Below are 17,671 nucleotides of genomic sequence, written 5' to 3'. Positions count from 1 at the left end.
CACCTCTGCATGTATTTGATAATTTGATTTTACATTCTTATGACCTTATTTTCAAGCGATGGACGTAGGACGAAGGCATATCCCATAAAAAAACATAATCCTGTCAACCAAAAGGAGCCGTAGCCGATCCACATGATGTGTTCTGCCAGTGACGGATAACGTGGCCATTGACCGAGTACATAATCGACGACGTCATTATGAATTACCCAAATCAGCGTACATACAAACGAGGTGACCGTCCATTTCATGAATGGCGCGTAGATGAGCGCCTGTAAGGCCATTGCACCGTGAGAGACCATCAACATGACGGCCATCAAGATGGTCAAGGTCGGCGCATCCGGTGGTAACGTGCCCAAATACATGATGTTCATAATCACGGCCCAGACCCCGTATTTAATCAACGTGATGAAGGCCAGCGTCTCGAACAACGGAGAGCGCTTGTTAGCTAACCAAAGTCCGAGGACAATCGTAAAGAAGAATGATGCTGTCGGACTATCCGGTACGAACAGCCAATAGATGTACGGTGTGTCACGTAATTGAGGCTCGTACCAGATATACCCGTAAATCGTCCCTCCCAAGTTGATGATCAATAGAATAGTCAATACAATCCGATGCATCAAGAACGGTTTTAAAAACATGGGGTTCATTGTCTCAATCCTTTTTCTTCAGTTTATCGTATGCGTCGTGCAGAAGTAAAAAAGTGTAGCCCGATATTCAGGCTACACTTGATGACTTACTTGTTATTTTCGCCGCCTTCACCGTATGAAGCGATGAACTCAGACATGGCTTGGAGATCTTCATCTGAACCATCCCACTGACCAGCTGGCATCGTACCTACACCGTTGACCGCGATTTCCGCGATTTCTTCAGCCGTATACTGTGTGCCGACGAGTGCTGGAGCCGCTGCTCCACCTTCTAGGTTTTGACCGTGACAGTTGACGCAAGATTGAGCTGAATAAATCTCATATCCTGGAGCCGCTGTATCGATTTCAGGACCTTCACCTGGAATTTGAAGCTCACCTTGTGCATGGACTTGATCCCAGTGTGTCGTTTGAACAGATTCCCAAGTCAAGTAGAAGACCGAGAGAATTCCAAGTAACATGAAACTGATCGCGACTGGACGTTTCGCCGGTCGACGCTCGAGACCTTGGTCAAGCCATGGTGCAACGAGAAGTGCCGTGAACGCCAAGCCTGGAATAATGACTGTACCAAGTAAGATCCAGTCCCCAGCAGCGAATTGATATTTGAGTAATTGATACAAGAACAAGAAATACCAGTCCGGCAACGGAATGTATGACGTGTTCGTTGGATCGGCGATATTTTGAAGCGGTGGTGCTTCGACAATTGTCAAAGCGATGAATCCGATCAAGAAGACCGATCCTACCATCCACTCTTTAAGCAAGAAGTTCGGCCAGAACGCCTCTGTGCGTCCTGGGTATTCTGAATAGTCTTTTGCAATGTTTTGTTTCCGATTCGAGATTCCTACTCGAGAGTCGGTTACAAATTTCATCCCTTTACCGCGATGCATATCGTTTCTCCTCCTTTTTCTCCTCGAATCGGCTTATAGCGGTCCAGAAACCCCTTGTTTACGAATCATCAAGAAGTGGGCTCCCAACAGTCCGAACAATGCCGCCGGTAAGAAGAAGACGTGAATTGCGAAGAATCGTGCGAGTGTGCTCGCCCCGACAATCTCACCACCAGCGAGAAGTGTCTTCGCAATACCACCGATAACCGGTACACTTTCAGCGATTTGAAGCGTAACTTTCGTTGCGAACAATGCCTTCATGTCCCATGGAAGCAAGTATCCTGTGAGTCCGAGCGCCAAGACGACGAAGAACAAGAGAACACCAACGACCCAGTTGAGCTCACGTGGCTTCTTATACGATCCCGTGAAGAACACGCGGAGCGTATGTAAGAATAACATGACGATCGCTACAGATGCGCCCCAGTGGTGCATCCCACGAACGATTTGTCCGTGTGCGATTTCATTTTGCAAATAATACACCGACGCGTGCGCGTTGATGATATCTGGTACGTAATACATCGTCAAGAACATCCCTGAAAGGATCTGGATGACGATTGTAAAGAACGTCAAACCGCCAAAACAATAGACAAATGCAGAGAAGTGATGAGCAGGGTTGACGTGTTCCGGTACTTCATGGTCTGCGATATCGCGCCAGAGCGGTGTGATGTCTACGCGTTCATCGACCCAGTCATAAATTTTTTGTAACATCGGCTAGTTCCCCCTCTCATTACTGAGCGACTGGACTACCTAAATATAGGAAGCCGTCTTTTTCTTCTTTTTCATAACGTGCAAGTGGTGCTGTCGGCGGTGTACCTGGAATGTTCGTTCCATCTTTTTCGTAACGTCCCAAGTGACACGGACAGAAGAATTCTTGTGGACGAGTCGGATCACCAGCGAATGCTACCTGACAGCCAAGGTGTGTACAAATCGGAGAAAGTGCGATGATCTCGCCACTATCTGTTTTGTAAACCCATGCTGAAAGCGTTTCTTCAAATTCATACCAAGCATCTTGTGTTTGTTTCTTAAAGTCGACACGTTGCGGCTCAGTCGTGATGTCATCAAGACTCATTACTTTTACTTTGTCGCCTGCACCAGTTTTTTTCAAAACCGGATCGATCGCAAAGTTGACCATCGGACTGATCAATGTTGCCGCCATAAAGCCACCTACTCCAGTCAGTGTGTACGTTAAGAACTGACGGCGCGTGACTTTTGACCCATTTTGAGCCATTTCGTTCCCCCCTCATTCGTGTGCATAACCCCATAATTCTTTATGCATTCTTCACAAAAATTTCTCACTCAACAAAATAGTATATCAATAAAACCTCTACGTCAACCGCTTCATGTCGCCATCCAACGGCTCGAAAGTTCCGTGATGACTTGTGTCGCAAAATTCTGGACCATCGTGTGCGCTTGATCGCTTGACATCGATCCAAGCGCGAGCGGTGGTACGAACAAAACCGGCAAATCAAATGCTTTGAAACGGACGTCTGACGCGATAAACAATACGTGAGAAAATCCAGATGAATTTGCTTTCGCCACCACATCCTGCGCCAATTTCACACCAGCTTCCACATCGGTGTAACTGATGGTCGGGCTGAGCATCGTTCGACCAGATAATTGACGTTCTGTCTCGGACGTGACGGCATGAATCACTTCATAGCTTTCGGCTTTGCGAACCATATCCTCACCAAACGCCAATTCTGCGAGCGGAACGATGAGCGTATCGACGTATTGTCGTTCGGCAATCGAGCGGAGTGCCCCTTGACTATCGAACCTCATCTTTTCCCTCCTCTCCTTCATATCTCATCATGTCTATTGTAGCGTACATGACTTCGCTCACCTTTCAAAGTTATGAACGAACTGTGAAATAATTGTGTATTCCTACGTAATTAATATACCAAAAAACAAGCGCCTACCGGAACGGAAGCGCTTGTTTTTTTCAAAATAATTTAGATGATCGCACTTGATGAAGTTGAGTCGTCAGATTACGAAATAAATTTTCGTCCCGTCGATCGAGCGCCTTATCGATTTCAATCAGCAATCGTTCTTCTTCAAATTGAGCAACCGATGCTTGAATGATCGTTTGAGCAGAAGACGAGACTTCATCTCTCACTTCTGCCACCGGTTCAAACGGATTCTGCTCGACGATGTCGACCCAGTTCTCATCGATCATCATGCCTTGAAAATTTAACTCTACATAGATTGGCCCATCGTGTAGACGGATGTCATGATAAGCCTTCTCAGGATTCATGGTCACAAGGTCTCCCCGTCGGTATCGAAACGGTTCACCGTCAAACCCGTACGCTGTCATCACGAGACTACGTGGTGAGACCGAAGCGTTTGTCACGAAATGAACGTTGCCAAGCTTTTCAGGATGTCTTAACCAATAGTCAAGAATCCACTTTGCTTCACGTTTCCGAAGCGTATGATGAGCGACGAATCGCTTCAAAAAATTACGTTTCCGCTCGACCATCTGACCTCATTCCCTTCCCTTATTCATTCTACGTCATCAGACAATTGTTCGAGCTGTTCTTCGAGCGCTTGGCGAACATCGAGGTCGACCACCAATGCAAGCGATTGCTCGACCACACGTCGCGCGTCTTGTCTACGACCTTCCTCTATTAACAGTGTAGCCCATTCCGTCACAAATGACACGTCCTCTTTCATCATCGGTTCAATTGAGGCATATAGACTGACCGCTTCGTCGTACGCTTCGAGCTCATATTTCGCCTTCGCCTTGTACCATGTCATGAGCGGCGACGTCGTATGATCTTCGAGTGCATCGATGGTTTCGAGAACATCATCGAATTCTCCTGCTTCAAATAAAATCGACAAGAGCAATTCGGTCGCTTGTAACGACTCTGGATTTAACACGAGCGCCTCACGTAGTTCTTTAATGGCACCGTCCCGATTTCCGAGTTTGAGAAGCAGCCTTGCTTTAACGTGCCGCAGTTCATCATTATAATCGTCGCGCGTGATGCCTTGATCGACGATCTCAATGGCCTCTTCCGTTTGCCCGATTGCATCGAGTGCCTCGGTATAAGGCAAGTAGAGCGACGTGAAGTCTGGGTCCATCGCCTGAAGCTCTTTGAACTGCTTGATCGCAACTTCCTCACGTCCGATCCGATGAGCCGTCATCGCATGACCGAAGACGGTGTTCAAATCGCGATGTGTGGCCCGCTCGTATTCCTCGAGCGCCTCTTCAAACGATCCGACCATCGTGAGGGCCTCCGCGTAATCCGCTTGATAGTCGATTTCAGCCGGCAACTTCATCTTCGGAAGACGCGCATAAAGTGGAATGGCTTGTTCAAATGAACCGGTCGAGGCATACAATTCAGCCAATCCATAGATGAGTAAAGGTTCATCCGGATTTTTCTCGAGCGCCTCCATCAGTTTCTTCACTGCCACTTCATCCAATCCTTGCGATTGATACAGGTCAGCGAGGAGGACGAGGCTCCTCACTTGCGTATCTGCGTCATCCGATTTGATTTTTTCAAGCACGGCAATCGCTTCCTCTTCACGGTCACTATCTAAATACGCTTCCGCCAGTGATAAGGCGACATTCGGGTCTCCCTCATAGTCGACGTATAGCTTTGAGAGAACAGCTGTCGCCCGGTCGGCAAGACCTAACTCTAAATAGAGGTCGGCGATGGCTAAACGGTCATCATCCGACCCTTCCTTCTCAAGTTCTTCTAGATGCATGAGTGCATGTTCCGTCTCACCTGACTCAAGCATCTCGATTATATGTGTTAAAGCTGATTCATCTAGCATGGTTCGTCCTCCTGGGCTTCGGTTTGTCGTTATTCTATCTTACGTTGAACCCGTTGTAAATCTTCACGGAATCGAGGATAACTGACATCGGATGCCTCGATCCCCTCGATGTGAACGGCTTCATCGGTCATGAGTGACGCAATCTGTAACATCATGGACAAGCGATGGTCTCCGTAAGTCGAGACATCTCCTCCATGAAGGCGACTCGGATTGACGATGAATCCGTCCTCAGTGCCGACGATGTCCACACCTAACTTCCGTAGTTCCGAGACGACCACGTCAATCCGGTCAGTTTCTTTCACGCGCAGTTCCGCTGCGTCTTTCACGATGGACGGTGAATTCGCTTGAGATGCGACGAGTGCGAACAGTGGTAATTCATCAATCTGTGAAGGAATTAAATCCTTTTCGACGACTGTGCCGGTTAGCTCACTCGTCGTGACCGTGACGTCTCCGACTCGTTCTTCACCGACCAATCGTTCGTTCGAAATGACGACATTCGCACCCATCCGTTCGAGCGTACGTAAAAATCCAATCCGTGTCTCATTCAAACAGACGTCCTTCGTCATAACTGAACTATCTGCCACCATGGCCGCCCCTGCCCAGAAAAATGCAGCCGATGACGGGTCTGCCGGTACGTCGACCGTACATCCTGTCAATGACGAGGGTTCGACACGGATGACGCGTAACCCTTCCTCGTTTACAATCGATAGCTTCGCACCAAACAGGGGCAACATGCGCTCGGTATGGTCACGTGACAACATCGGTTCTCGAACAATCGTTGTACCCGAGGCATGTAAGCCCGCGAGCAGGACGGCCGACTTCACTTGGGCGCTTGCGACCGGTAACGTATAGTCAATGGATCGAAGCGTCGTTCCTTCGATGACGAGAGGCGCCATATCCCCTGTCACGTGTGCGCCCATGTTTCGTAAAGGCTCAGTAACGCGTCGCATCGGACGCCGGGATAACGATTCATCGCCTACGAGTTCAAACGACCCATTATAGCTGGACAAGAGACCGATCAGTAGGCGCATCGTCGTACCTGAATTCCCACAGTCTAGACGTGCCGAGCGCGGAGACGCAGTCCCCTTAATGACTAGTTCGTCTTGCAGTTCTGTCACGTCGGCTCCAAGTGATCGAATCACCTCGAGCGTCGAACGACAATCGGCACCGAGGAGTGGATTCCGCACGTGCGTCGTCCCGTTCGCCATCATCCCGAATAACAGTGCCCGATGTGTGATGGATTTATCACTCGGTACACGGATAGAACCGTTTAAACTCATCGTTCCCACCATCCTTTCATCTGTTCAAACGTATGTCGAAGATGTTCGAGCTGTACCGACTCCACAGTGATCGTTTCACGAAGTAACACAAAACGAATTACACCATGTCGGTTCTTTTTATCCAGCATCATTTTTTCCACGTAGTGGTCGAATGGTTGCCAATCGATTGGCGTGACGTCGTTCGAACGCATCCAATTGAACAATCGCTTCGCTCGAACTTCATCTCCTGACACGAGGAAAGCGAACACCATCCCATGTAAAACCGCTTCCCCATGTGGGATACGATAGGCTTCCACCGATTCAAGGGCATGACCGAACGTATGCCCGAAGTTAAGCCAAGCACGAATGCCTTGTTCTCGCTCGTCCGTCTCGACAATGGTTTGTTTCACTCGAATCCCACGGGCAAGCCACGACACCCAATCCAATCGCTCATTCTCGTTCAAGTCCAAAAACAAGTCGTCCTCGAAAGAAGATTCGAGGACGTAACGTGATAAGTACGCATGTTTCAATAACTCACCGAGACCGCTTCGCACTTCCTGGACGGGCAAGGTATTCAGTCGACTGACGTTGTAATAGACGCCTGACGGTTGATAGAATGAACCGATTGCATTTTTCGCAAAGGGGTGATTGACTGCCACTTTGCCTCCGACAGCCGAATCGTGAGCCAAAATCGTCGTTGGCACTTGTATGTATGGAACGCCTCGCATGTAGACACTTGCTAGAAAACCAGCCAAGTCGCCGATCATTCCACCGCCAAAGGCGACAATCAGTGTTTGGCGGTCACATCCGTGGCGCAACCCTTCTGCGACAAGCTGCTCGAGCTGAGATAGCGATTTCGACGCATCACCTGCTTCGACGACGGACGAAACGACGTGGGAATGGGTCAGATTCAACGTAGAACGGAACGACTCTCCGTAAAGAGACTCGACATGTTTATCCGTAACGACCCATAGCATCGAATAACTGGACCAATCAACTGAATCGATCCAACGATCCTGATTGTCCAAGACGACTTCGTATGGGGTCGATGCTGAGATTGAAATCGTTACCATACTCGCAACTCCTCCCGATACTCATCGACCCGATGTTTGATTCGTTCCATCGTGTCGTGCCCGAACGTCTCACAAACTTCCTTCGCGACTTCAAATGCGATGACTGCCTCAACGACGAGGGAAGCGGCAGGCACAGCGCACGAGTCACTCCGCTCGATTTGAGCTAAAAACGCCTCTTTCGTATCGATATCGACCGATTGTAAGGGTTTATAGAGCGTAGGAATGGGTTTCATGACGGCTGAACAAAGGATTGGCATCCCCGTAGTCATGCCCCCCTCAAATCCACCGAGATGGTTACTGAGTCGCGTATACCCATCATCCCCGTATGCGATCGGGTCCATCACTTCAGAACCCGGACGATACGCCATTTCAAACCCTTCACCGAATTCAACACCTTTAAATGCGTTGACACTCATGACCGCTTGTGCGATTTTCGCATCCAGTTTACGGTCGTACTGCACATACGAGCCAAGTCCCGGTACAACACCATGTACTTCTGTACACACGATTCCACCAATCGAGTCTCCATTTGCCTTGGCCTCATCGATTCGACGCATCATCCGCAACGCGGCCTCTTCATCTAACGTACGTACCGGTGAGGCATCAACGACCGCTTGTGCTTCTTGAAGCGAATCAAATGTGCACGACTCCGCCCGTTCCCCACCAATCACTTTGACATAACTAAAGAGGGATACCCCGATTTGTTGAAGGAGTTGCTTACAGAAAGCCCCGACCGCTACACGAGCCGCTGTTTCTCGTGCGCTTGAGCGCTCCAATACGTCACGTAAGTCTCGATGGTCGTATTTCATCCCACCGACCAGGTCAGCATGTCCAGGTCTCGGTCGAGAGACGCGGCGTTTCACTTCGATATCGCTCTCAATCGGTTCAGCCTGCATGACGTGTTTCCAATGCGTATGGTCTTTATTCTCAATCCAAAATGTGATGGGTGCACCTGTGGTCACGCCATGCCGTATGCCCGAGCGAACTTCTACCTGGTCGGACTCGATTTGCATGCGGCGCCCTCTACCGTAACCCGATTGACGTTTTTTTAACTCTGCATTGATTTGAGAAATATCTATAGAGAGTCCGGCCGGGGCCCCTTCAATGATGACCGTCAGACCGGGACCATGTGATTCACCAGCTGTCAAATAACGCATCCGTTCACCTCATCCATCCATTTTTTCATAAAAGAAACTTTGCTTCATTGCATAGCCGTAACGTTTCGGTTGGAAAATTTGTTCCGTCCCACCGACAAATAGCATCCCACCTGGACGTAACGCCCGTTGGAACGACGTATATACCTTCTCTTTCGCCTCTTCAGTGAAGTAAATCAAGACATTTCGACAGACGATCAAATCAAAATTGCGTTCGTACACATCCGCTAACAAGTTATGCTTTTTAAACGTCACCAGCTGCTTGATTTCATCTGAAATATAATAGTCGTCGCCACGACGGGTAAAGTAGCGTTTCTGAAACTCCTCAGGCAAATCGATGAGCGCCCGTTCATGGTACTTTCCTTGCTTCGCTTTTTCGATGACGACATCATCTAAGTCCGTAGCCATAATTGAAAATTGAGATGGGGCAAGATGTTTCGACAACAACATGGCAAGTGAGTATGGCTCTTCTCCGGTTGAACAGGCAGCACTCCATACGCGAAGCTTCCCTTGACTCGAGCGAATCAGATGCGGGAGGATATCCTCTTCAAGCTGTTGCCAACGAATCGGGTTGCGATAAAATTCACTCACATTGATTGTCATCCGGTCGAGAAACTCTTCATAAAGTTGACGATCTGTATCCATCGCCTTCAAATACTCTAAAAACGATGCATACCCCTTCTTTTCGCGTAGTGCGACCATACGGCGCTTCATCTGCGCCTCTTTATATAAGTTCAAGTCAATACCCGACTTGATATAAAACTTTTTTACAAAGATGGCATAATCATTCATCACCAATTTCAACCTCAATTCTTTCTCATTTCCGCATTCTTGTGACCTCAGGCGATTCAAAGGGAATCAAAAAGGGACAGGTTTCCCCGTCCCTCGAAAAGTCATGAAACGTGTGAAGCCACTTCAGCGAACCAAAGTGAGAGTTCACGTTCCGCGCTATCCACACTATCAGAACCATGAATCACGTTTTGTGACATCGTCGATGCAAAATCACCGCGAATGGTTCCTGGTTGAGCATCCACTGGTTTCGTCTTCCCGATCATTAAACGAGAGACGGCCACGATGTCTTCCCCTTCCCATTCCATCGCAACGACAGGACCAGAAGTCAAAAACTCGACCAATTCACCAAAGAACGGCTTTTCTTTATGCTCTGCGTAGTGTGCCTCTGCGACCTCAACTGACGGTGTCACCATTTCGAGACGGTTCAACGTATATCCTTTGTTTTCGAAGCGTGAGATGATTTCCCCAATCAATCCACGTTTTACCCCATCAGGTTTAACCATTAAAAATGTCTTTTCCATTCCCCAAATCCCCCTAAGTCTATAAATGTGTACGTTGTACGTATTTAGTGTACACGGTCCAACACATTTTTGAAAGGGGTTACATGGGGCAATTACCATTTGCGTTTCCCAATATATTGCGCAATTTCAATTAACGACCGCTTGTCTGGAACATCCGGCAACCCGTCTAGTCGGCGGATGGCACGGTTGACGTAACGATCAATCGTCCGTTGACTGCGTTCTAACGTTCCGTTTCGTTGCACTTCCCGGACGAGAGATTTCGTCACTTCCGTATCCGTCGAGGCGTTCACTTGACGGAGGCGTTCATAAAAGTCGGAATCCTCAGATGAATATAGGAGCGGTAACGTTTTATGACCGTGCTTCAAATCTTCCCCGACTGGTTTACCGAGCTGAAAACTCTTAGCGGTAAAATCAAGCAAGTCATCCGTCATTTGAAAAGCCATACCGATGTCATATCCAAACAGACTTAATTGCCTCACGATTTGTGGAGACGCTCCAGAGATGACAGCTCCTGCCGCACAACTCGTTTCAATCAACAGAGCGGTCTTTCGCGCAATCCGATCTAAATAGCGCTTCGGTGATTGCCCCCACTCAAATTGATCTTGGATTTGATTGATTTCACCGACACAGATTCGTTCCATCGTATCTGCCATGATGCGCATCACTTCTGGTGAATCAATTTCGGATACGAGACGAATCGCTTCTCCGAATAACGTATTCCCTGTATACATCGCTACTGTTTCATCATATCGTTCCATCACGGTTGGTTTGCCACGACGGAGCATCGCGTCGTCGATGACATCGTCATGGACGAGTGATGCCATATGAATCAACTCAAGACTTGAGGCAACTTTCGTCAAACGGATATCTTTCGTCTCACCGAACCCGGCGCTCAGTAAGACGAAGGCGGGTCGGATGCGCTTGCCACCGGCATCGAGTAATTGGCGCGATGCCGATTCAATGACAGGGTGGTCCGTCCTGACTCGAGTAGATAAGAATTGATCGATTTGATCAATCTCTCGGTTCATATGACGATAAAGTCGCTTCAAAGACATGGTTCACCACTTCTTTCCTAGATGCATGGCACATGCACCTCCGGAGAATGTCTTCACTTCGACTTGTTCAAACCCGGCATCTTCGAACATCCGCTTGAGAGTCAAACGATCTGGGAACTGATCGGTTGACTCCTGCAACCACTTATACTGATCGTATGAACCGGCAAAGACCTTTCCAAAAAGCGGCATGACCGTTCCAAAGTAAAAACGGTACAACTCTTTAAAAAGCGGTGCTGTCGGTTGGCTCGTCTCGAGACAAACAACCGTTCCACCTGGTTTCAAGACACGGTGCATTTCACGCAAGACCGTCATATAGTCCGGAACGTTTCGGAGTCCAAATCCGATTGTGACATAGTCAAAGGAGTTGTCACCAAACGGAAGAGCCATCGCATTTCCATGAAGCAATTCGATGTTCGGCCAAGATTTGACCTTTTCCTCTCCCACTTTTAGCATGTTTTCTGAAAAATCGAGTCCTTTCACAACTCCCGTGTTTCCGGCAGCATCCGCTAATTGAATCGTCCAGTCAGCAGTCCCGCAACAAACGTCTAAACATTTAGCCCCCGGAAAGACGTTCATTTTTTTCATCGTTGTCCGTCGCCACCATTTATGAAGTCGGAAGCTGATAATCGAGTTCATCGTATCGTAGCTCGGAGAAATGGACTGAAATACTTCGTATACTTTTTGCTCTTTTTCTATCGGTTGCAACGCGTAACATCCTTTCCGTTCTAAGCGACCGCATGCGCGAGCAACGTCGTGAGTTGCTCTTTTTGGTCTTGTCTAAGCGCTGTCGCTTTCATTTCAATCATTCGTTTCCCGCTCGTTGTCAAATAAGGTTGTTCAATCAGTTCGGAAAGTGTTTGAATCAATCCGACGTTCGCTTCGAGCCAAACGTTCATTGAAACGTTCTTCTCAAGCAATAAGGTGCACTTCGCCGCATTGACCCGCTGTACAGACTGACCGAATCGATCACTGTATGATGATGGAAAGTCCGTCAAGATTTTATAAAACTGAGCCGATGCAAAGTCCCCGGCGAGCACTTTTAATTGGCGTGCCAAAGACCCGTTCGGGCTACTGTTTACTTGGTCGTGTAAATCAAGCGCTTGATGTGCGAAATAGGTTGCCATCACGAGTTGTCGATGCTCAATCGATTCCAAATCAATCATCTCGACCATCCAACGAAGCAATAACATGTCGACGGCTGGTACAACCTCGTGTTTCGTCAAATAGGGATGATTCATACGTGTTTCGATTTGACGAGCAAGGTCTGTGACAACGAATTCATTTGTCAACTGTTCCATGCTATCCCCCCTCGTCCACTTCATTGTCATTCTGACATAGTATAGCACATTTTTGTCACATTCACGTCATTCGAACTCGTAAACCCAACAAAAAAAGCCGCCTTTCGGCGACTTATGTATTGCAGATTACTTGACCGCATCTTTGAGCGCTTTACCTGCTTTGAATGCAGGAACTTTGCTCGCTGGGATTTCGATATCTTCTTTTGTACGTGGGTTACGACCTTTACGGGCAGCACGCTCACGAACTTCAAAAGTACCAAAACCGATCAATTGAATTTTCTCACCGTTTTGGAGTGCTTCAGTGATTGATTCAAACGTAGCTTCTACGATTTTCGTTGCTTCTTTTTTAGAAACATCGGCTTTCTCAGTAACAGCTTGGATCAATTCAGTTTTGTTCATCACGATTCACCTCCTCTCACAGGGAGTTTACGGGATTAATCATATCGTACAAACGTTGATATGACAACATTTTTTGCATGATTTCGCGACATTCACTATCAAAACAGGTTCAGTTGTTTAAAAAAACGACTTCTCCTTGTTCATCAATTGTGTATCCTTGCGAATAAGCTGGGGCGAATGGAGCATCTTTATAGAGCAAATAACGAATATCTTCGCCAATTTCCGGTGACTCATCCGTCTTTTGAAGCGCTTCCTTCACATCTTCGCGATAGTCTACAAACAGTTGTCCCGTGCCATCCACATAGATCGGAAGTTCACGATCCGAATAAGGACTTGGAATGGACGGCTCTTCTGTGACAAAGATTTTATCATAATCGAGCGTGAACTGATTCTTACCTAATGATCCGTCAAATGGGAACTTGCCTTCTTTTGCCCGAAATGCGTTGATGTTCGTTTGAAGTTGTTGCAACCGCTCAGACACACGCAAGTCGATCAGCTTCACGGTCGGTTCCGTCTCGACATCGACGAGGATATATTGGAACAACCCGCCACCTTCGAAACTATTCGCCGGTGGGTCCGCTAAATAGCCAGGTACGAGACGAGCGAATTCAACTGGGTAACGCTCCATGAGAGGCGTTTCTGCTGGTTTCGTTTTGATTGGTAATACCCCAGATTGCTCACGATAGGCATCGACCGCACTTTGTACCGTATTCAATTGATCTTCGTACGGGATATTGTTGGCCCGCTCTGATTCAGGAAACATACACCCTGCTAACAGTGTCGTCAAAACCAAACTGATAGCGACAATCTTTTTTTTCATCACGTTTATCCTCCAGTCGGTCCTGAGACGACGACAAAAATCATGATTACAGTCCCAAATAAGAAAATGATGAAAGCAATCAGTCTGACGAGCGTGGCGAACCAACCGCTCAGTTTCGTATGACTGAGTGCGACCATTAATGCAGCGATGGCGAAAGCCCCGATCCCTGCGAATGATATCCACATTTTGATGAGTGACGGTGTCACGTCTATCCCCCTACTTTCTCTATGTTCTCCAGACTTCAAGTTTAGCAAAAAAAAGCGAGGAACTGAACGAAAACGTCAGCTCCTCTCTCAATCTGTCTATTCTTCAAAATGAAAAACTTGTTCCATCTCGTGTTTTTGCGGGCGTCTCATCAATTTTTTCACTTCATCATGAGGACTCTTCCCTTCAAACAACACGTTATAGAGAGCCTCTGTGATCGGCATCTCCACACCCGCTTCTTTGGCGAGGGAATGGGCTGCTTCACAGGCACGGACGCCTTCGACGACCATTCCCATGTTCCCGAGAACGTCTTCTAATTTTTCACCACGACCGATGGCGTTACCAGCTCGCCAGTTACGGCTATGTTGTGACGTCGCCGTCACAATCAAGTCTCCGATCCCTGTCAATCCTGAGAACGAGGCCGGGTTCGCTCCAAGCTTCACGCCAAGTCGAGCAATTTCGACAATCCCACGAGTCATGAGGGCAGCTTTCGCGTTGTCCCCATAACCAAGCCCATCCGTCATACCCGCCGCTAGGGCGATGATATTTTTCAGTGCTCCACCGTACTCGGCTCCTACGACATCAGAATTCAAGTACACGCGGAACTGATCGTTTGTGAGGAGCTCCTGCACTTCATCCGCGACATCAAGGTCGGCACATGCGATTGTGATGGTCGTCGGTTTACGGACCGCAACCTCTTCAGCATGAGTCGGTCCAGTTAATACACCGATTGCCCGACGCTTAGAAGGATCGATTTCTTCGGCGATGATTTCTGAAAGGCGCTTATGCGTTTTTGGTTCGATCCCCTTCGCGGCATGAACGATGGTGACAGGTTCCGTCAACAATGTGTTCAATTCCTTTGAGACAGGACGAATCGCCGAACTCGGGACGACGAGAAAGACGATACTTCGACCGTCTAACGCTTCTTTCAAGTTCGTCGTCGCACGAATTGATTCAGGTAATGGCGCGTCTTTCAAATAAAACGAGTTCGTATGTGACGAATTGATTTCATCCACATGTTCTTGTTCACGTCCATAGAGCAGGACATCATGGCCATTATCCGCTAACACGAGCGAGATGGCCGTTCCCCAGCTCCCCGCTCCGATGACAGCTACGTTTGCCATAAGTGGCACCCCCGTTATTAGTTTTTCTGACGAGCCACGATGTGAATCGGTGTCCCGGTGAAGTCAAATGCTTTACGGATTTGATTCTCTAAATAACGTTTATACGAAAAATGCAACAACTCAGGATCGTTGACAAACAAGACGAACGTCGGCGGCTCGATGGCCACTTGAGTTGCGTAGTTGATCTTCAATCGTTGTCCTTTATCCGTCGGTGTCGGGTTCATCGCGACTGCATCGACGATGACATCGTTCAATACGCTCGTCGAGATACGACGGCGATGTGTTTCTGCCACTTGTTTGATGACAGGCAACAATGTCTGCAAGCGTTTTGACGTGAGCGCTGATAAGAAGACAACCGGCGCATAGTCGAGGAATAAGAATTCTTGACGAATCTTCTCTTCCATCTTCTTCATCGTCTTATCATCTTTTTCGACGGCATCCCATTTATTGACGACGATGACAATCGCCTTCCCGGCTTCATGCGCGAGACCTGCGACACGCTTGTCCTGCTCGATGATTCCTTCTTCCCCGTCGAGGACGACGAGAACCACGTTCGAGCGTTCAATCGCCTTTTGTGCGCGCATGACACTATAACGCTCTGTCGATTCATATACTTTTCCGCGTTTACGCATACCTGCCGTATCGATGATGACGTACTCTTGTCCGTCACGTGTGAACGGTGTATCAATCGCATCGCGAGTCGTACCTGCAATGTTTGAAACGATGACACGCTCTTCACCGAGGATTGAGTTCGTCAAGCTTGATTTCCCTACGTTCGGGCGACCGATCAATGAGAACTGAATCACGTCTTCGTTGTATTCGTACTCGTCTTTTTCTGGAGCGAGTTCAAATACTTGGTCTAACAAGTCACCGAGTCCTAACCCGTGCGTACCCGAAATCGGGAACGGATCTCCGAATCCGAGGGAATAAAACTCATACATGAGATCTCGCATTTCAAAGTTATCGACTTTGTTGACGGCAAGAACGATCGGTTTATTCGAACGGAACAACAAGTTCGCAACCTCTTCATCAGCCGCCGTGATCCCTTCACGTCCATTCACCATGAAGATGATGACGTCTGCTTCATCGATGGCGAGTTCCGCCTGATGACGCATTTGAACGAGCAACGGCTCGTCCCCTACTTCGATCCCACCTGTATCGATTAAATGGAACTTACGGTTGAGCCACTCTCCTGTTCCGTAAATACGGTCACGTGTGACACCCGGTTTATCATCGACGATCGAGACACGATCACCGATGATACGGTTAAAAATTGTGGATTTTCCGATATTCGGACGGCCAACGATGGCCACTACTGGAATTCCCATAACAACACCTCACTAACTTTCTATCAAAATTTCATCATTTCATCATTTCGAAACGCAACTTACCTATCATATCACAGGCAAAATTAAGTGACCATACAAAAAGAAGCGGGAGCATGACTCCCGCTTGAACGATCATCTTATTTAGAGTCGTCCGAAGAATCATCACCTGTCAATTCCGAGACAGAGAATCCTCCTTGGTCGCTATATTCATCAAGTAACGCTTGATCATCATCTTGACGAGTCGGTTCAGATGATTCGAGCGCACGCATCGACAATGAGATTTTCTTATCATCGAGATGAACATCTAGCACCTTCACCTTCACTTCTTGGCCTTCTGACAAGACTTCAGACGGCGTCGCGATGTGACGGTTCGCAATTTGCGAGATGTGAAGCAGACCTTCCACTTGTGGTGCGACTTCGACGAACGCACCGAACGTCACGAGACGTTTGACAGTTCCTTCGATGACATCTCCCGGCTGGATCTTCCCTTCGATGGTTTCCCACGGACCAGGTTGTGTCTCTTTAATGGAAAGTTTCACTTTTTCATTATCTAAGTCGAGCCCGAGCACTTTCACTTTCACGCGGTCGCCTTCAGTTACGACGTCGCTCGGCTTCTCGACGCGGCTATGTGCCATTTCCGAGATGTGAACGAGACCGTCCACGCCACCGATATCGACGAACGCCCCAAAATCAGTTAATCGTTGGACTGTTCCTTCGATTACTTGTCCGACTTCAAGCGATTCGAGCGTTTCTGATTTCTTCGCGCTCATCTCTTCTTCGACAACTGCTTTATGTGACAAGATGACGCGATTTTTTTCGCGGTCAATCTCGACGACTTTTACGGTAATTGGGTTATTCAAGTATGACGAGAAGTCTTCGACGAAGTGACTTTCGACAAGGGATGCAGGGATAAATCCACGGATTCCAATATCGACGACAAGACCACCTTTGACCTTATCTTTCACCATCACTTCAAACACTTCACCTGATTCGAATTTTTCAACGATGCGATCCCATGCTGCTTCGGCATCGACGTCTTTTTTCGAAACGACTACTTCTTCGTCCGTGACCTTTTTCACTTTGACACGAATCTCGTCGTTCACTCGGAGTGATTCGTTTAAATCGTCTAGATGCATGCTTGATACTTCGCTAATTGGCAAAATCGCTTCGGTTTTATAACCGATATCGATCAGCGCTTGCTTATCCTCGATTTTGACGACTGTTCCGGTCACAATTTGACCACGATTAATTTCAAAATCAGGCATATCTTTCATTTCTTCGACCATTCCAACACTACCCCCTCACGATGAGTACAAAAAGGAGCGCCAAAGGCGCTTACACCTAGTAT

Annotated in this window: 21 protein-coding genes; all 21 read right to left on the bottom strand. The window is 47.9% G+C overall.

Features of this window, described 5'->3' with window-relative positions; all coding sequences use genetic code 11:
* Nucleotides 1–29: 29 nt before the first annotated feature.
* Nucleotides 30–647, bottom strand: coding sequence for a DUF1405 domain-containing protein (locus tag ACFO4U_RS02905; protein WP_159562134.1), 618 nt, complete (start codon nucleotides 645–647; stop codon nucleotides 30–32).
* Between the two features lie 86 nt (nucleotides 648–733).
* Complete coding sequence (locus tag ACFO4U_RS02900; protein WP_015881479.1) at nucleotides 734–1,528, bottom strand: menaquinol-cytochrome c reductase cytochrome b/c subunit; 795 nt, start codon at nucleotides 1,526–1,528, stop codon at nucleotides 734–736.
* Nucleotides 1,529–1,561: 33 nt separating this feature from the next.
* Nucleotides 1,562–2,233: a menaquinol-cytochrome c reductase cytochrome b subunit gene (gene qcrB / locus ACFO4U_RS02895; protein ID WP_015881478.1), complete on the bottom strand. Its 672-nt coding sequence runs from the start codon at nucleotides 2,231–2,233 to the stop codon at nucleotides 1,562–1,564.
* A gap of 19 nt (nucleotides 2,234–2,252) precedes the next feature.
* Nucleotides 2,253–2,753 carry a QcrA and Rieske domain-containing protein gene (locus tag ACFO4U_RS02890; RefSeq protein WP_159562133.1) on the bottom strand — a complete coding sequence of 167 codons (501 nt, stop codon included), beginning with the start codon at nucleotides 2,751–2,753 and terminating at the stop codon, nucleotides 2,253–2,255.
* 110 nt (nucleotides 2,754–2,863) lie between these two features.
* Nucleotides 2,864–3,304 carry a DUF2487 family protein gene (locus ACFO4U_RS02885; RefSeq protein ID WP_215244032.1) on the bottom strand — a complete coding sequence of 147 codons (441 nt, stop codon included), beginning with the start codon at nucleotides 3,302–3,304 and terminating at the stop codon, nucleotides 2,864–2,866.
* 160 nt (nucleotides 3,305–3,464) lie between these two features.
* Nucleotides 3,465–3,998, bottom strand: coding sequence for a ReoY family proteolytic degradation factor (locus ACFO4U_RS02880; protein WP_159562132.1), 534 nt, complete (start codon nucleotides 3,996–3,998; stop codon nucleotides 3,465–3,467).
* Nucleotides 3,999–4,021: 23 nt separating this feature from the next.
* The gene (locus tag ACFO4U_RS02875; protein ID WP_215244033.1) at nucleotides 4,022–5,296 is read right to left on the bottom strand and encodes a tetratricopeptide repeat protein; all 1,275 of its coding nucleotides are present in this window, start codon (nucleotides 5,294–5,296) and stop codon (nucleotides 4,022–4,024) included.
* 29 nt (nucleotides 5,297–5,325) lie between these two features.
* On the bottom strand, nucleotides 5,326–6,576 hold the full coding sequence (gene aroA, locus ACFO4U_RS02870; RefSeq protein ID WP_215244034.1) for a 3-phosphoshikimate 1-carboxyvinyltransferase: 1,251 nt from the start codon (nucleotides 6,574–6,576) through the stop codon (nucleotides 5,326–5,328).
* Nucleotides 6,573–7,628: a 3-dehydroquinate synthase gene (locus ACFO4U_RS02865; protein WP_215244035.1), complete on the bottom strand. Its 1,056-nt coding sequence runs from the start codon at nucleotides 7,626–7,628 to the stop codon at nucleotides 6,573–6,575. The genes aroA and ACFO4U_RS02865 overlap by 4 nt, the downstream gene beginning before the upstream one ends.
* Nucleotides 7,622–8,785: a chorismate synthase gene (gene aroC / locus ACFO4U_RS02860; RefSeq protein ID WP_074037184.1), complete on the bottom strand. Its 1,164-nt coding sequence runs from the start codon at nucleotides 8,783–8,785 to the stop codon at nucleotides 7,622–7,624. Before aroC ends, ACFO4U_RS02865 begins: the two co-directional genes overlap by 7 nt.
* A 9-nt stretch (nucleotides 8,786–8,794) precedes the next feature.
* A complete protein-coding gene (locus tag ACFO4U_RS02855; protein WP_159562127.1) occupies nucleotides 8,795–9,574 on the bottom strand; it encodes a CheR family methyltransferase in 780 nt (259 codons plus the stop codon).
* 101 nt (nucleotides 9,575–9,675) lie between these two features.
* On the bottom strand, nucleotides 9,676–10,095 hold the full coding sequence (ndk, locus tag ACFO4U_RS02850) for a nucleoside-diphosphate kinase (protein ID WP_015881469.1): 420 nt from the start codon (nucleotides 10,093–10,095) through the stop codon (nucleotides 9,676–9,678).
* Between the two features lie 92 nt (nucleotides 10,096–10,187).
* Nucleotides 10,188–11,150: a polyprenyl synthetase family protein gene (locus tag ACFO4U_RS02845; protein WP_074037186.1), complete on the bottom strand. Its 963-nt coding sequence runs from the start codon at nucleotides 11,148–11,150 to the stop codon at nucleotides 10,188–10,190.
* A gap of 3 nt (nucleotides 11,151–11,153) precedes the next feature.
* A complete protein-coding gene (locus ACFO4U_RS02840) occupies nucleotides 11,154–11,855 on the bottom strand; it encodes a demethylmenaquinone methyltransferase (RefSeq protein ID WP_015881467.1) in 702 nt (233 codons plus the stop codon).
* 20 nt (nucleotides 11,856–11,875) lie between these two features.
* Nucleotides 11,876–12,448: a heptaprenyl diphosphate synthase component 1 gene (locus ACFO4U_RS02835; protein WP_215244036.1), complete on the bottom strand. Its 573-nt coding sequence runs from the start codon at nucleotides 12,446–12,448 to the stop codon at nucleotides 11,876–11,878.
* 126 nt (nucleotides 12,449–12,574) lie between these two features.
* Nucleotides 12,575–12,847 carry an HU family DNA-binding protein gene (locus tag ACFO4U_RS02830; RefSeq protein WP_015881465.1) on the bottom strand — a complete coding sequence of 91 codons (273 nt, stop codon included), beginning with the start codon at nucleotides 12,845–12,847 and terminating at the stop codon, nucleotides 12,575–12,577.
* Nucleotides 12,848–12,956: 109 nt separating this feature from the next.
* A complete protein-coding gene (locus ACFO4U_RS02825; RefSeq protein ID WP_214691036.1) occupies nucleotides 12,957–13,667 on the bottom strand; it encodes a hypothetical protein in 711 nt (236 codons plus the stop codon).
* Between the two features lie 5 nt (nucleotides 13,668–13,672).
* A complete protein-coding gene (locus ACFO4U_RS02820) occupies nucleotides 13,673–13,873 on the bottom strand; it encodes a DUF2768 domain-containing protein (RefSeq protein WP_015881463.1) in 201 nt (66 codons plus the stop codon).
* A gap of 96 nt (nucleotides 13,874–13,969) precedes the next feature.
* Complete coding sequence (locus ACFO4U_RS02815) at nucleotides 13,970–14,995, bottom strand: NAD(P)H-dependent glycerol-3-phosphate dehydrogenase (RefSeq protein WP_196430566.1); 1,026 nt, start codon at nucleotides 14,993–14,995, stop codon at nucleotides 13,970–13,972.
* 17 nt (nucleotides 14,996–15,012) lie between these two features.
* Nucleotides 15,013–16,323 carry a ribosome biogenesis GTPase Der gene (der, locus tag ACFO4U_RS02810; protein ID WP_015881461.1) on the bottom strand — a complete coding sequence of 437 codons (1,311 nt, stop codon included), beginning with the start codon at nucleotides 16,321–16,323 and terminating at the stop codon, nucleotides 15,013–15,015.
* 137 nt (nucleotides 16,324–16,460) lie between these two features.
* The gene (gene rpsA / locus ACFO4U_RS02805; RefSeq protein WP_214691037.1) at nucleotides 16,461–17,609 is read right to left on the bottom strand and encodes a 30S ribosomal protein S1; all 1,149 of its coding nucleotides are present in this window, start codon (nucleotides 17,607–17,609) and stop codon (nucleotides 16,461–16,463) included.
* Nucleotides 17,610–17,671 lie beyond the last annotated feature (62 nt).

Origin of the sequence: Exiguobacterium profundum (genome assembly GCF_042652865.1) — a bacterium.
Lineage (GTDB): Bacteria > Bacillota > Bacilli > Exiguobacteriales > Exiguobacteriaceae > Exiguobacterium > Exiguobacterium profundum.
The sequence above is the reverse complement of the archived record's forward strand: the minus strand, read 5'-3'. Positions and strand labels throughout refer to the sequence as shown.

Excerpts from the sequence above, each read along its gene's own strand:
- ACFO4U_RS02905 (WP_159562134.1), bottom strand. The coding sequence starts at position 647 with ATGAACCCCATGTTTTTAAAACCGTTCTTGATGCATCGGATTGTATTG.
- ACFO4U_RS02900 (WP_015881479.1), bottom strand. The coding sequence starts at position 1,528 with ATGCATCGCGGTAAAGGGATGAAATTTGTAACCGACTCTCGAGTAGGA.
- qcrB (WP_015881478.1), bottom strand. The coding sequence starts at position 2,233 with ATGTTACAAAAAATTTATGACTGGGTCGATGAACGCGTAGACATCACA.
- ACFO4U_RS02890 (WP_159562133.1), bottom strand. The coding sequence starts at position 2,753 with ATGGCTCAAAATGGGTCAAAAGTCACGCGCCGTCAGTTCTTAACGTAC.
- ACFO4U_RS02885 (WP_215244032.1), bottom strand. The coding sequence starts at position 3,304 with ATGAGGTTCGATAGTCAAGGGGCACTCCGCTCGATTGCCGAACGACAA.
- ACFO4U_RS02880 (WP_159562132.1), bottom strand. The coding sequence starts at position 3,998 with ATGGTCGAGCGGAAACGTAATTTTTTGAAGCGATTCGTCGCTCATCAT.
- ACFO4U_RS02875 (WP_215244033.1), bottom strand. The coding sequence starts at position 5,296 with ATGCTAGATGAATCAGCTTTAACACATATAATCGAGATGCTTGAGTCA.
- aroA (WP_215244034.1), bottom strand. The coding sequence starts at position 6,576 with ATGAGTTTAAACGGTTCTATCCGTGTACCGAGTGATAAATCCATCACA.
- ACFO4U_RS02865 (WP_215244035.1), bottom strand. The coding sequence starts at position 7,628 with ATGGTAACGATTTCAATCTCAGCATCGACCCCATACGAAGTCGTCTTG.
- aroC (WP_074037184.1), bottom strand. The coding sequence starts at position 8,785 with ATGCGTTATTTGACAGCTGGTGAATCACATGGTCCCGGTCTGACGGTC.
- ACFO4U_RS02855 (WP_159562127.1), bottom strand. The coding sequence starts at position 9,574 with ATGAATGATTATGCCATCTTTGTAAAAAAGTTTTATATCAAGTCGGGT.
- ndk (WP_015881469.1), bottom strand. The coding sequence starts at position 10,095 with ATGGAAAAGACATTTTTAATGGTTAAACCTGATGGGGTAAAACGTGGA.
- ACFO4U_RS02845 (WP_074037186.1), bottom strand. The coding sequence starts at position 11,150 with ATGTCTTTGAAGCGACTTTATCGTCATATGAACCGAGAGATTGATCAA.
- ACFO4U_RS02835 (WP_215244036.1), bottom strand. The coding sequence starts at position 12,448 with ATGGAACAGTTGACAAATGAATTCGTTGTCACAGACCTTGCTCGTCAA.
- ACFO4U_RS02830 (WP_015881465.1), bottom strand. The coding sequence starts at position 12,847 with ATGAACAAAACTGAATTGATCCAAGCTGTTACTGAGAAAGCCGATGTT.
- ACFO4U_RS02825 (WP_214691036.1), bottom strand. The coding sequence starts at position 13,667 with ATGAAAAAAAAGATTGTCGCTATCAGTTTGGTTTTGACGACACTGTTA.
- ACFO4U_RS02815 (WP_196430566.1), bottom strand. The coding sequence starts at position 14,995 with ATGGCAAACGTAGCTGTCATCGGAGCGGGGAGCTGGGGAACGGCCATC.
- der (WP_015881461.1), bottom strand. The coding sequence starts at position 16,323 with ATGGGAATTCCAGTAGTGGCCATCGTTGGCCGTCCGAATATCGGAAAA.
- rpsA (WP_214691037.1), bottom strand. The coding sequence starts at position 17,609 with ATGGTCGAAGAAATGAAAGATATGCCTGATTTTGAAATTAATCGTGGT.